The following is a 13,748-nucleotide window of genomic DNA, read 5'->3' on the forward strand; positions in this document are numbered from 1 at the left end:
GTCAGGCTGTTTTTGCCTCTTCATAGACGTCTAACGTTTGGGGGATAGCAAGTAGGTACCCTTGATACATATCGAAACCGAGCTTTTTCATTAAGCGAAGTTGATGCTCGGTTTCAATTCCTTCGATAACGGTTTTAGAGCATAACGCTTTTGCGAGTGATAATGCATCGTTAAGCGCTTTAAAATCACCGTTTTCATACCTTAGCAATAAAGAGCGATCCATCTTGATTATATCTGGGCAAACGCTTCTCACTCGCTCAGTTGTCGATGCATTGACGCCATAATCGTCAATCGCTAATTTAAATCCTTCAAGACTTAACTCCCGAGTAGCTTGAGACAAAGAGAGTTCATCCTCCACCTTCAATTCAAGTAACTCCATGACGATTTGTTCATTCATCAAATGCGATTCATAAATGGTTTGTTTTAGCAGTCGGTTATAAGTGACGTCTTTGACTAGTATCTCTGCCGCTACCGGTAATACATTGAGAAACAATTGTTTTGTGTGAAAGCGAGACTGAGAGAAATTTTTGATATGGATTAGGCGACTTAAGCGTTCAACATTGAGCAAATCTTGAGTGGGAGTCGCTTTGGATTGGAAAAACTGATCTGGCCTAACCATGGTGCCATTGGCATTGCTAATTCTTACCAGTGCTTCAAGGCCAACGATGGAAATATCGTTCTTATATATGGGTTGAAAGACACTGCGGAGAGTGAAGTTCGCGTATTTCGCAATATACTGCCCGTCGGCTTCTTTCCGGATGCAACTAAGTAGTTGCGAGATGCTCATCATTGTTACCACAACCTAAATCAATGTCTCAACATCAGCGTTATCGCGCTAATTTTTCTATTTCATTGGCAATGAATCTAAGTGTGCTCATTAACTCAAGCAAGAACGATGGTAATGGATGGGTAGTTTTGTCGAGTGATATCAAACAAATTGATGAAATAATTGATAATCTCAGCACTTCAATTTGATGCTACCATTGCAGTACGGCATACAACTGCAAATATTTTCTGACTAACTGCTGTTTGTTCGAACGCCGTAAAGGATGCCCAAACTTAATGTAACAAGGGCTAATACCGAATCGAGTGTCCAACGATTGCGTGAGTTGCGACTCGCTGGTGTACAGTGTGATTCCTTGTTCTGTGTATTCGTTGATCTGATCGGGTAGTTCACCCATCCACCAATGAAGCAATTCTCGGCTCGTTTTGCTGCGACTTATCCAATGATCGCAAACCAAAAAGAGTAGGTCATTAGGCTGTAAGGCATAGCCATATTCACTCTGCCATTCCGTAATTGATGAGAGTAAGTTTTCCCGGCAAGATTTTCCGGCACTGACCATATGGTGACTCAGAACCCAGACAGTGCCAATGTCGGATGAAATTCGATAGTGATGGGGAAGGTCTGGAGAATCCAACACTTCGATTGGCTTTATCACGCAGTTGTATCCAAAGTGACGAAAAGTATGTTCCATCCTTCTTGAAAACGCGAGACCAAGATGATGCTCACTCATGCCTTGGTTATGCACCGCAGGGTAATGCTTTTCACACAGCTTAAGACAGTCGTCTTGAAAATCATTAACACTTTGAATAACTAGGTCGAGTAGCAAAGAATATCCCTTAATAATTACAAAACGAACTGCAAAAGGTTAGCATAGTCTTTTGAGAATAGACTAATTTACTTCGGCAACTTCTTGATCTAAACACCAAATTTCTCACAAATGACCGTGTCTAATCTTTAATAGAACAACACGAAAGAAGCAGAAGTTGAACAAAAATTTGAAAGGGAAAAATGATAAAGCTAGAACGCGCACAAAAAGAGGCGCTGGCCACCGCCATTCAAGATTACATGCAAGACGAGCTAGATGTTGAAATTGGCCAGTTCGATAGTGAGTTTCTAATTGATTTTATTACAGAAAAACTAGGGCCAATTTACTATAACAAGGGTGTTGAAGATGCTAAGTTACTGGTTGAACGCAGAATGTTAGAAGTTTCCGAAGAGCTGTATGAGATAGAACAAGAAATTAAGCTGTAAGTTTCAGTTTTACAAACGATTTAAAGTTCCTTCAAAAAATTCGAACAACTTGATAGATACGGTACCATTGGCTGGATGTAAATGATGGTAAATAATCTGTTTCATATGACGTAAATAGGTTAATGTAGTGTTTCTTGCTCAGCATTAACTTAGGAATATATCTAGGAACTTGAGATGGATACACTGGTAAAGAATTACAACCTTACTGCACGCGTGATGCATTGGTTATCAGCGCTGTGCATTATTGGTCTATTTGCAGTGGGTTTGTGGATGGTCGACCTTAGCTATTACAGCGAATGGTATCGAACTGCGCCGCATTACCATCGCTCTGTCGGTATTTTACTCGCTATTTTAATTTTGGCACGCATCGTATGGAAACATGTGACGGCGTCACCAAAGGTAGAAGGCAAACGTTACGAAGTGCTTGCTGCTAAAGCAGCGCATGGTGTCATGTACCTACTATTGATCACCATCTTTGTTTCAGGTTACCTCATTTCAACGTCTGATGGACGCGGCATCGAAGTGTTTAATTGGTTCACCGTGCCAGGAGCGGGAGAGTTATTCCCAGGCCAATCAGATATTGCAGGTGAGATTCACTTCTATGCAGCTTGGGCAGTCATCCTGATTGCAGGTTTACATGCTATTGCTGCACTAAAACACCACTTTATCGATAAAGACAACACATTAAGAAAAATGTTAGGAGCTTCAAAATGAAAAAGTCACTTTTCGCTACAGGATTAGCTATCGCTATGGCACTGCCATTTGGTGCGCAAGCTGCAGATTATGTCATCGATACCAAAGGTGCTCACGCTTCAATCAACTTTAAAGTTAGCCACTTGGGTTACAGTTTCATCAAAGGTCGTTTCAATACATTTTCTGGTGACTTTTCTTTTGATGAAAACAACATTGCTGACTCAAAAGTAAATGTTGTTGTTGATACAACCAGCCTAGATTCAAACCATGCTGAACGTGACAAACACATTCGTAGTGGTGACTTCATCGATGCTGGTAAATACAGTGAAGCAACCTTTACGAGCACAAAAGTGGTTGATAAAGGCAATGGCAAACTAGATGTAACTGGTGATTTAACGCTACACGGTGTTACTAAGCCTATTACTATTGAGGCTGAATTCGTTGGTGCTGGCAGTGACCCATGGGGCGGCGAGCGCGCTGGCTTTGTTGGCAACACTCGCCTAGAGCTTGCTGACTTTGACATCCCAGTAATGGGTGCTTCAAGCTACGTCGATATGGAACTTCATATCGAAGGTATTAAGAAGTAATTAGTTCCTTTTAGATACACTAAAAGCGCTCTTCACTTGAAGAGCGCTTTTTTATTATCTTAATCACATCACTAACATCGATAAACCAGTCAGTGATAGCGATTGAAAGCCAATAGACGTTGTAAATGTTTAGCGAATTACGCTGTTTCTAACTCGCTTTTTTCCACTAGGTTTAAACGCTCACCAAAAATCGGGCGTAGTGCTTTTAATACTTCAGTACGAGTAACGACCCCGACCATCTGCCCATTTTCAAGCACAGGAAGCACTTGTGGCTTACTTACTTTGATACTTTTAGCGCGTTCTTCGAGAGACAAAGACGTCAAGCGAGTGGCAATACCCATACTGCTCGCTGGGTACAACTGCGCTTTATCGATACATAGGAACTCCACAACATCAACGAGGCGATCATCAGCGTCAATTGCGACCACATCTCGGCTCATGATGTCGACGACTTTTTGGTCTTTCACCGGAATATAGTCCTCACACCATAGTTCTACCATCACATCGTGAGCAGAGAAGAAGCCAACTAATCGATTTTGTACGTCTACAACAGGTGCGCTAGTTACGTTGTTATCAAGTAACACATCCAGCGCGGCTGCAATTGGCGTTTCTGCACGAACGGTGACTGGTTTTGGGTTCATAATGTCTTTAACAAAAGAGGCATTTTTCATGGTGAAATCCTTAACTGACGACAGTGTTGTAGTTGTAGTGATAGAAGAAACATTCGCTGCTTTTAGTTCTGGTCGGCGAAAAATACACCAGTTTGAAAGGCCAACTAATACCGCTCCGCCGACGATGTTGCCAAGCGTGACAGGAATTAAGTTAGCGGTAATAAAGTGGCTAATGTTTAGGTCTGTGTATTGTGACGCGGGCACACCGACAGATGCCCAAAAAGATTCAGGTGCAAAATTCGCGATAACAATACCAAGTGGAACCATAAACATGTTCGCAACACAGTGCTCAAAACCGCTGCTGACAAACATTGCCACAGGCAAAATTGTCATTGCTGCTTTTGTCATTGCATTTGCAGAACTAAATGTCAGCCAAATCGCTAGGCAGACCAACAGGTTACAGAGAATACCGAGTGCAAACGCTTGAATGAGAGTGTGGTGAAGTTTGTGTTGTGCGATGTTAAGCGCATTTAATCCCCATTGACCGCCATCCATCTGATAAAGACCAGCAGCAGTAACCAGCGCAAGTAGGAACATCGCACCAATAAAGTTACCAACGTAAACTTTGCCCCAGATCGAAAGCATCTTACCGAACGAGATTTGCTTATTGGCCCAAGAAATACTGGATAGGACGGAGCTGGTAAATAATTCACCACCGCAGATCACGATGAGGATCAATCCCATGCTAAATGCGAGTCCACCAGCTAGGCGGCTCAAGCCCCAACCAGCGCCCGTACTGCCGGTGGTCACCGTGATGTAAAACAAGAATGCTAACCCGATGAACGCGCCGGCCATAATGGCGAGGCTTAATGTCATACTGCTGGTTTTGTTTGCCTTACTTAACGCAAATTTTTCCGCTTCAACCATCATCTCTTTTGGAGAAAAATACTGGTGATTTTGAGAACTGGTCACCGCCATATTGACTCCTTAATTTGTAATCGCATAAAAAATCCTTGGTTATTAACTCAAAAATGAAATTGTTGTTTTTATTAAGAGCCTCAATGACTTCGGTTTCAAAACCATTGAGGCTTGCGGTGTTCCCGAACCGCGTACTCAGAATAGGGAGAACGGTTAGTAAGGTAAAATTGATAATATTTAGAAACCTCATCAAATTAATTGATAACTTTACGGGGCTAGGTAAAATGAACTCTATTGCTTATTGGGGCATGCTTTAACAATTGTGGGAATTGGGAAATACCCACTAATAATGGAGGACACTTTGCGCTACTCACTTAAGCAATTAGCGGTTTTCGACGCAGTTGCAGATACCGGCAGTGTAAGCCAAGCCGCAGAAAAATTGGCTTTAACACAATCAGCGACGAGTATGTCGCTTGCGCAATTAGAGAAGATGCTTGGCAGGCCGTTGTTTGAGAGGCAAGGCAAGCAAATGGCGTTAACCCATTGGGGGATGTGGTTACGACCAAAAGCAAAACGCTTGCTACAAGATGCATTGCAGATTGAAATGGGCTTCTATGAGCAACATTTATTGAGTGGTGAGATTCGCATGGGAGCGAGTCAAACCCCAGCAGAGCACTTAGTTCCCGACCTTATCAGTATCATTGATAATGACTTTCCAGAAATGCGTATTTCCCTCGGTGTACAAAGTACAAAAGGGGTGATTGATGGGGTATTAGATTACAAGTATGACTTAGGGATTATTGAAGGGCGCTGTGATGATAACCGTTTACACCAAGAAGTATGGTGTCGTGATCATCTTACTGTTGTCGCAGCTTCTCATCATCCTTTTGCGCGTAATCAGTCTGTTAGCCTTGCGCAGTTAGAGCAAGCGAAGTGGGTACTAAGAGAGCATGGCTCTGGCACACGAAAAACATTTGATAGTTCCATTCACCACCTTATTGAAGATTTGGATGTGTGGCGCGAGTACGAACACGTTCCGGTGTTACGTAGTTTAGTTGCTAATGGTCAGTACCTTACTTGCTTACCGTATTTAGATGTAGAGCGATATATAGAAGCAGGTCACCTTGTGGCATTAAATGTACCTGAGTTAAAAATGGAAAGGACGCTTTCATTTATATGGCGTTCAGATATGGCAGAAAACCCATTAGTCGACTGCATTAAAAGAGAGGGGCTGCGAATGATGAAAGGGAAGCCTTCAGTTCTTTAAAGGTTGATTAAATATGCCTACGAGATGAGTTGGTTTATTCCCTAAATCTGTTGATTTATCGGTTGCGTCAAACTTTTAATGTAAATTGTGAAAATAATAATATCTTATTGTGATCAATATCACCGATAAGCTGAGCTGATGTATCTAACATGTGTCCTTGATTTCAATGTATGAAGGCAGTTATTGAACCATATAGGTACGATAATAGCCGAGTAGGTATGACTACCATGACGACACTTTTAGCTATTTCTATTACTACTGGAATTTTATCTGGCGTATGGGGTTGGATCGCCATCTCTTTAGGTTTGCTTTCTTGGGCTGGTTTTTTAGGTTGCACGAGCTACTTTGCAGCGCCAACGAGCGGATTGAAAGGACTAGGCATCAGCTTAATCACCAATATGACAGGCGTATTCTGGGCAATGGTAATTATTCACGGTTCCACTTACGTGGGGTTGGAAATTATTGGCTATGTGATTACCGCTATTGTGGCATTCTTCATGTGTATTCAAGCTAAACAGGCTTGGCTCGCGTACATCCCTGGTACTTTTATTGGTTCATGCGCAACATTTGCGGCTGACGGAAACTGGCAACTTGTCATTCCATCGTTGTTGCTAGGTGGTGTGTTTGGCTATCTAATGAAAGCGACAGGGCTATGGTTGCATACGAAATCAACCGCTACTTCTTCTTCGCTTGCTGAGCAAGCACAGTAGTGAACCCCCGATCTTATTGGTATCCACTGTGTATTGAGTTTTATCCCTCTCAATACCCTTAATCAAAATTAATGATGTTTGATACAAGCACACCAAATTGGTGTGCTTTTTTTTGTATTACAAGACAATACGCTGAGTGTAAAATACGTCTAACTCATGTATTGCCGTTGGCCATGGTAACAACGCGTTTAAGTGTCCAGCGCAGAAGAACAGGAATACACTCCATGCCTTTCTCTTCACAATGAGAAACAATAGCCAAAGCTAAGTCCGGTTTTGCATGTTTTTTCAAAACACGATTTACGACTTTTTTAGCAGGGATAGGGTGGTCATGAGGAACTTTGATGATGTCCTTAAAGAAAAGTTCAAACCCATTGTTGTACAGAAAGTGCTCGATGTCTCGGTCGGGTAATTCCGTAAGTCGATGCCTTTGCTGATCATGGTCGAGCTGTGCTCGTACTGCATGCGCGTACTTTTTCCCTGCTGGGTCGCCATCGGTAACGACATGCCAATCAATACCAAACTCTTTTGCTACTTTGATGAGTGATTTTAGACCTGATTGAGCAAACTCAACGATTTGAACCCCTTCGGCAGCCAAGTCATACCCGCATTGACGAGCCAGTTCATGAAAAAGCCAAACTTCGGTTTCGCCCTCAACAAGTAACCAGCACCGCGCAAATAATGCTCCGGAACGATGAAAACGAATATGGAAACCAATTCGGCGCAACTCATCTCGACCAAACTTTGTTGAGTTTAAACTCTTAGCGATGGTTCTGTCTGATAGCCGAATTAAACGTCGGATTGAATACAGTGGAACAGAACCAAGTAACGTGCCACTGTTGGTGGTTAATATCTTTTGCATTGGCAACAATTGCAATAAGGACCACGCTCTCGCTAGATGAGTTGGATGCAGTCGACCTTCTGGATCTTCAATGATCAGTATTGGTCTCGCACAGCGCCTTAAATCGGTGGGACCCTTAGCTTGAAGATAGGCATTGAGTAACCCCATTAAAAGCAAGCGGCTTTGTTTGTCATTGGTTTCTTTCAAGAACTGACTCAAGCCTTTATCAGAGGAAGGGCTTGTATAGAAAAGACCATCACGAGGTTTGCGTGGGTTGCCTTTACTGACACTTCTGAACGCGAAATAGTGTTCAACAAGCGTTTGCATTGAGTCGAGGCTACTACGAATCTCACCTTTATTCACATGGCCAGGCATAGCCAATAAGCGTCGACAGGTGTTGTTGATTCGTTTTTCAATCCGAGCATTTTTACCATCGCCGTTGACATGGTTTAAATCTGGGAAGCGTCGGGAGTCACGTAGTCGGATTACAGGATGAAGTGTCATTAACTCAATAGCGAGTTTCTCTGAGTGGTGAAGTTTTTTGGGTTTGCCGTTATGATCCAAAAACGCGTACTTTGTATTAATGCCGTGCTCATCGCGAGACGCACTAATACGATAGTAAATGACTTGCTCACCATCTTCGTTGGTGCACCATGTAGGCTTTATGCGTCTGTAGCGTCCCGCTTTTACTTCGTTTTTATCCTGTGCTTTAAAACAAACAATGATCTGTAAGTGTTGTGTTTGTGGATGAGAAATTGAGTAGTCAACGTGAAAATCTTTCAGTTTGAATTGATACAATGAGCCATTGGCAGGTAGTGCGATGGAAAGGGCATCGAGCAATGATGATTTGCCCCACGTGTTTTCACCGATAAGCGTGGTGAGTTCGTCAAAAGAGAGTGAAAGGCGTTTGATGCCTCTAAACCCGGAGATTTCGATGCGTTCTAGTCTCATCTCAATCCTCCTTGCAATTATTTGAATTATCGAGAGTTATTTTGCTACTCCTAAGCATATATGAATTCGGAATTTTTGAGTTAAGCTCAGTTCACAAAATTACGAGAGCCTCTTACTGAATAGAGACCGTTACAAGCGAGGCTTGCTTTCAAAGCTGGGGGACAGCATCGTGATCACTTAAACATGAAATCCTAAATCGCAGTTTCATAAAATTCATGATTCTGTCATGATTCACTTCTTATTATTATAAGGAATGAAAAAAGAGAAGATGAAGATGAATAACAATCATAAGCCAGTGAGAATCAAACTGGCACACATCAATGACACACATTCCTACTTTGAACCAACGTCATTACAGTTAAAGCTTAAGATAAACAATGAACTCACGCTAGAACCCTATGTCAGTGCTGGCGGCTTTTCTCGTATCGCAACCAGAGTCGAGCAGTTAAGAGATGATGCTCAGCGCCAAGGTCATGGGATGTTGTTCCTCCATGCCGGAGATTGCTTCCAAGGCACGCTGTATTTCTCACTATTTAAAGGCAAAGCCAATGCCGACTTATTGAACGCATTAAAGATTGATGCAATGGCGTTAGGTAACCATGAATTAGATATGGGGAATGAGCCAGTTGCATTGTTTTGCCAACGTACTCAGTTCCCATTGCTTGCTGGCAACTGGGATTTATCCAATGAATCACTTAAAAAACCTCACCGTATCAGTGATTGCAAGGATGTATATAGTTACCAACCGGATACACAGAGCGCTCAATACATTGTTAAAGAATTCCATGGTGAGCGGGTCGCGATTTTCGGATTATCCATAGATAAAATGAGCGACATCGCAAACCCTGATGCAGACACGCCTTTTCACTCAGCAATTGAAACCGCCAAGGCGACCGTAAAACAAATCCATTCATCAGGTATAAAAAATATTATTCTTCTGAGCCACTTAGGTTATGAAGGTGATTTAGAGTTAGCTGAGCAAGTTGCAGGTATTGGAATAATTGTTGGTGGACACAGCCACCGGTTGCAAGGTGATTTTTCATCAATAGGGTTAGGACAAGACGATCCCTACGGTATCAAAATTAATGATACCTATGTGGTGCAAGCGGGTTTCCATGCTTTGACAATGGGGCACTGTGTCATTGAGTTTGATGAACACGGTAAAGCAACGATGTTGAGTGGACAAAATGAACTGTTGCTGGGTCGACGTATTTTTTGGGACTCGACGCTAAACCAACAGCTCGACCAAGGTGTATTCGAAACCGCGTGCGACTTCATCCATGGTCAACCGAATGTCGTGGTTTGTAAGAAACACCCGGAAACTCAAGCGATCCTGAGCGATAAATATATTCCTCAGGTCAGGCAGTTACAGTCACAAGTCATTGCTAGTGTTGACACCAAAAAGCGTCATGTGAGAATTCCCGATGAATTTGGTGAGAGTGAGTTGGCTTCCTCCGTTGCCCGATCATTTCTGCACTGTTTAAACAAACGTGGATATAACGTTCAATTTGCAATTCATAATGCGGGTGGCGTGCGAACCTCTTTGAACCCTGGCAACATTACAGTGGCAGACATTGCCGGACGGCTGTTGCCTTTTGCCGTTCCTATCGGCTTTTACGATGTAAAAGGCAGCGCTATTCGCCGTGCACTTGAAGGCGCGATAAATAATGCACTCAACAATGGCGTAGAAGGCACTGGATCTGGCAGTTATCCGTACACTTACAATTTAAACTTCGAGTACCACGCAGATGCCCCAAAAGGTGAAAGAGTTCAATCATTAGTGATTTTTGATGGTAAACAATGGGTAGGTGTTCAAGATGATGTTTGGTATCGAGGGACTTCTTCTGCCTATACGATGAAAGGGAAAGAGGGGTACGACGCATTGCAGGAGATGAAAGGAGAAGGGCGTGTGACCAGTTTGTCCATGGCTGATTGTTTTATTGAACTCCTGACCGATGAGCCAAACTGTTTGAATCAAAGTCACAAACTTTACACAAAGCGACGTCGATAATAGATACTGGTATTCATTTTGCTGCTCTCCACTTACTACATGGGTTGATGAGGATGGCAGTATGTGGAATAAAGATTGGGCAGATACGGCAGTCGTGGTTGCCTGGATCGCAATTTGGTCAACACTGGTCTACTTTGTGCCTCTAAGCGGCTTTTGAATTGCTAAGAATGTGGATGTTACAAAAGGGAGCAGTAATGCTCCTTTTTTGTATCTATCTTCCCCGTTAGGGCTCTAACCAATGAAGAGTTTGTCTTGAGCCATTTGCTGCTTTTTGTCTGTTTACTAAAGTTCAGGTGGTTGAATCCATTTCTTTCTTTTTATAGTGCTTCCTGATTTTTGATAAGAATTTTATTTCGATAAGACAAGGTTTTTTTGTTGGAAAGCCTGACGCTCGGCGTTATTATGTCGACGTTTGGGGAGTAGTTAGCGCAAGTTTATTTATCGTCATCTCGTTAAGCATCAGCTTATCCGGTAAGTAAAGGTGTTACGTGGTTTATTCACATCAACACTTCAACGAGACCAACGCATTCATTGACTAGCAGCACATAATCGTTATGTGGCTGTTGGTTGTTATTGTCTGCGGAAGGTCACCAAACGAAGTCCTTCCGCCATGGGAGGAAATATGTCTCTTATCGAAAATACCACCCAATTGAGCCAATCGGTGCCTCTTCAAGAATCATTAGCGATGTATGGTGCTTTTGGTTTATTTACCCTTGTTCTTGTTACGCTTGATATCTATCAAACACGTGGTGGCGTTATCACGATGAAAAAAGCCATCGTTTGGAGTGTTTTTTGGTTCTTGCTTGCCTTTGTTTTTGCAGGTTCTATTTATTTATTCTGGGACTTTTACGCGCCACATAGCGCTTATACGAACGACCAAGCAACGATTTCATTCTTAACTGGTTACTTACTAGAGAAGTCGTTAAGCGTTGATAACTTGTTTGTGTTTGCCATCATCTTTGCACAATACAGTGTGCCGGAGCACTTGCGTCCGAGAGCATTGCTTTGGGGGGTGATAGGTGCGCTAGTTTTACGCGCTGTCATGATTGCGGTTGGTGCTCAGTTACTTTCACAGTATCACTGGGTATTGTACTTATTTGCTGCTTTTCTTATTTGGACGGGTGTTAAGCTAGCTCGCGACAAAGGCGAAGCAGAAGAGGTTAATCCATATCCGGAGCAGTTGATTCGAAAGGTATTGCCAGTTACAGATGACTACCAAGGAAATCGCTTAATCTTAAAGCAAGCTGGTAAGTGGGTGGCAACACCGATGCTGATCGTTGTTGGTGTCATTGCAGTAATGGACGTTATGTTTGCGTTGGATTCTATACCAGCTATATTCGCGGTAACACGAGAGCCATTTTTAGTCTTAGCCGCGAACGTATTTGCATTACTGGGTTTGCGATCGCTGTACTTTGTTCTTCAAGTAATGTTAGACAAGTTTGTATACTTAAAACCAGCATTATCAGTAATCATGATGTTTATCGGGGTAAAAATGCTATTGGTTGGAACAGAATATGAGATTCCGACAGCATGGTCTCTCACATTTTTAGTTGTTGTGATGACATCGGCAGTGGTTGCATCACTCCTAAAAAATAAATCGAAGCGTCAAACTAGCGTTAATATTACTAATCAAAAAATATAAAGTAAGCACTAAAATCAAAAGAAATAACGAAAAATATTGTTAAATATATGTTGTTGCTTAAGGGGCGATTATGCAGGTAATGTTCAGTTATTCAATGTAATTACAGCAATTGTGATTATTTATGCCGTTATTATTCATTTGTATTTTTGAGTTTTGTAATGAGTTTGTTTTATTAGAAATTCTAATTTGAATGGGTAAAATTTGTCATTTCTTAAACAATAAGAAACTGACTAATATACAACCAACTAAACAGACTACTGCTTTTAAAGAGAGGCAATCATGGCACAAGCAATGCAAATGACAAATGTAGCTTTACCAACCTCTATGGATAAGAAAACCTACGCGGTTAACTTCAAAGGACTGATTGCTCACTTACTGGACATTCTATTTGTAGATAACACTGCGCCACGCAGTTGCTACGCAGAAGACTTGTCAGCACATATTCAAAAAGACATCGGTATGTACCGTTGATATTGAAATAGTGTAAGAAATACCGGCCTATGAGCCGGTATTTTTTTTATTTGTAAAACATGCCTACTCAACCTACGCCCTAGAAAAGAAACACTCTAGAGGAGGTAGACATGATAGTAGATTAAGTGTTGTATAGAAAAACGGGGCACCATTGGTGCCCCGTTTTGACATGACTGAAGTGCGATATTACTTCTTGCGGCAGTATTCTGCGATCACGTACATCGACTGACCACCATTTGCCTTACCCGAAACTAGCTTTGGATCATCGCCAAGGCTAATACCACGAATCACTGTACCTTGTTTGATTACTTGGTTAGTGCCTTTTACTGGTAGGTCTTTAATTACTGTTACATCGTCACCTTTCTTAAGTTCAGTGCCGTTACAGTCAACCGTTTTATCGTCAGCAGACATCCCTTTCATTGCCCAGTTCATTTGCTCTTCTTCCATGTACATCATGTCAAGAGCATCTTGAGCCCAGCTTTCTGTGTTTAGGCGAGTGAGTTGGCGCCATGCAGTCACTTGTACAGCAGGAACCTGGCTCCACATGCTTTCGTTTAGACAACGCCAGTGGTTAATGTCTTTTGGCTCATCGATCTCACCCAGACACTTATCACAAACCATGATGGCAGTATCAACCGTCACATTACCGTGAGGTGGGACAGCGTATGCAGTTAGTTGAGATTCAGAAGAACACAGTTCACATTTTGACTCGCAGCGCGCAAGCAGAGTAGCTTCAATAGACATAAGGACTCACCTTAGTAATGTTATTTTGTGGCGGTATTATCCACTTTATCCTGAGAAATAAAAGGGTGTTAGCGAATTAAAGATTAGATTTTACAATACTCCAACCTGATTAAGGTGAAGATGTAAAATATTCGCTAAATAAATAATACGGAAGTATAAAAGACACTATTAATTGTTTTGGTTTATGAATTGGTTGTGTCAATTTCTACAACGATTACAAACCTAAAAGAGGTAAATGTAGAGAGAGGGTGGCTAGAACATAGCCCTCTA

13 protein-coding genes are annotated in these 13,748 nt (G+C 42.1%); 8 read left to right on the plus strand and 5 right to left on the minus strand.

Translation table 11 applies throughout. The annotated features are described in order from the left end of the window. Position 1: 1 nt before the first annotated feature. Both R7Z78_RS18340 and R7Z78_RS18345 read right to left on the minus strand, forming a co-directional pair. On the minus strand, positions 2–790 hold the full coding sequence (locus R7Z78_RS18340) for an EAL domain-containing protein (protein ID WP_104976099.1): 789 nt from the start codon (positions 788–790) through the stop codon (positions 2–4). A gap of 187 nt (positions 791–977) precedes the next feature. Further along, entirely contained in the window at positions 978–1,610 is a 633-nt protein-coding gene (locus R7Z78_RS18345) for a hypothetical protein (protein ID WP_005376385.1), read from the minus strand. 182 nt (positions 1,611–1,792) lie between these two features. Here R7Z78_RS18345 and R7Z78_RS18350 point away from each other — a divergent pair, with 182 nt between their 5' ends. The 3 genes from R7Z78_RS18350 (at position 1,793) to R7Z78_RS18360 (ending at position 3,315) form a co-directional block, all read left to right on the plus strand. Next, the gene (locus R7Z78_RS18350; RefSeq protein ID WP_042520836.1) at positions 1,793–2,035 is read left to right on the plus strand and encodes a DUF2164 domain-containing protein; all 243 of its coding nucleotides are present in this window, start codon (positions 1,793–1,795) and stop codon (positions 2,033–2,035) included. A 174-nt stretch (positions 2,036–2,209) separates the two neighbouring features. Next, on the plus strand, positions 2,210–2,749 hold the full coding sequence (locus R7Z78_RS18355; RefSeq protein WP_104976098.1) for a cytochrome b: 540 nt from the start codon (positions 2,210–2,212) through the stop codon (positions 2,747–2,749). Continuing rightward, positions 2,746–3,315 (plus strand): YceI family protein, encoded by a 570-nt coding sequence (locus R7Z78_RS18360; protein ID WP_017634178.1) that lies wholly within the window; start codon positions 2,746–2,748, stop codon positions 3,313–3,315. Before R7Z78_RS18355 ends, R7Z78_RS18360 begins: the two co-directional genes overlap by 4 nt. Positions 3,316–3,452: 137 nt before the next feature. Here R7Z78_RS18360 and focA read toward each other — a convergent pair whose 3' ends face one another. Next, on the minus strand, positions 3,453–4,904 hold the full coding sequence (gene focA / locus R7Z78_RS18365) for a formate transporter FocA (RefSeq protein ID WP_064369261.1): 1,452 nt from the start codon (positions 4,902–4,904) through the stop codon (positions 3,453–3,455). A gap of 301 nt (positions 4,905–5,205) precedes the next feature. Here focA and R7Z78_RS18370 point away from each other — a divergent pair, with 301 nt between their 5' ends. After that, complete coding sequence (locus R7Z78_RS18370) at positions 5,206–6,111, plus strand: LysR substrate-binding domain-containing protein (RefSeq protein ID WP_005376369.1); 906 nt, start codon at positions 5,206–5,208, stop codon at positions 6,109–6,111. Positions 6,112–6,338: 227 nt separating this feature from the next. Continuing rightward, a complete protein-coding gene (locus tag R7Z78_RS18375; protein WP_017634175.1) occupies positions 6,339–6,821 on the plus strand; it encodes a DUF1097 domain-containing protein in 483 nt (160 codons plus the stop codon). 154 nt (positions 6,822–6,975) lie between these two features. On the opposite strand, the gene R7Z78_RS18380 is transcribed toward R7Z78_RS18375, so the two are convergent. Further along, the gene (locus R7Z78_RS18380) at positions 6,976–8,610 is read right to left on the minus strand and encodes an ATP-dependent endonuclease (RefSeq protein ID WP_005376365.1); all 1,635 of its coding nucleotides are present in this window, start codon (positions 8,608–8,610) and stop codon (positions 6,976–6,978) included. 268 nt (positions 8,611–8,878) lie between these two features. Between R7Z78_RS18380 and R7Z78_RS18385 the strand changes: the two genes are divergently transcribed. The 3 genes from R7Z78_RS18385 (at position 8,879) to R7Z78_RS18395 (ending at position 12,734) form a co-directional block, all read left to right on the plus strand. Beyond that, complete coding sequence (locus R7Z78_RS18385; protein ID WP_025767787.1) at positions 8,879–10,621, plus strand: bifunctional metallophosphatase/5'-nucleotidase; 1,743 nt, start codon at positions 8,879–8,881, stop codon at positions 10,619–10,621. A gap of 622 nt (positions 10,622–11,243) precedes the next feature. Further along, positions 11,244–12,263 (plus strand): TerC/Alx family metal homeostasis membrane protein, encoded by a 1,020-nt coding sequence (locus R7Z78_RS18390; RefSeq protein WP_104976096.1) that lies wholly within the window; start codon positions 11,244–11,246, stop codon positions 12,261–12,263. A 279-nt stretch (positions 12,264–12,542) separates the two neighbouring features. After that, positions 12,543–12,734, plus strand: a complete 192-nt coding sequence (locus R7Z78_RS18395) for a hypothetical protein (RefSeq protein WP_169644080.1) — start codon at positions 12,543–12,545, stop codon at positions 12,732–12,734. Positions 12,735–12,920: 186 nt separating this feature from the next. Here R7Z78_RS18395 and R7Z78_RS18400 read toward each other — a convergent pair whose 3' ends face one another. After that, positions 12,921–13,478 carry a PhnA domain-containing protein gene (locus R7Z78_RS18400; RefSeq protein WP_005376350.1) on the minus strand — a complete coding sequence of 186 codons (558 nt, stop codon included), beginning with the start codon at positions 13,476–13,478 and terminating at the stop codon, positions 12,921–12,923. Positions 13,479–13,748 lie beyond the last annotated feature (270 nt).

This window comes from Vibrio sp. 1167, from assembly GCF_033340375.1.
GTDB lineage: Bacteria > Pseudomonadota > Gammaproteobacteria > Enterobacterales > Vibrionaceae > Vibrio > Vibrio alginolyticus.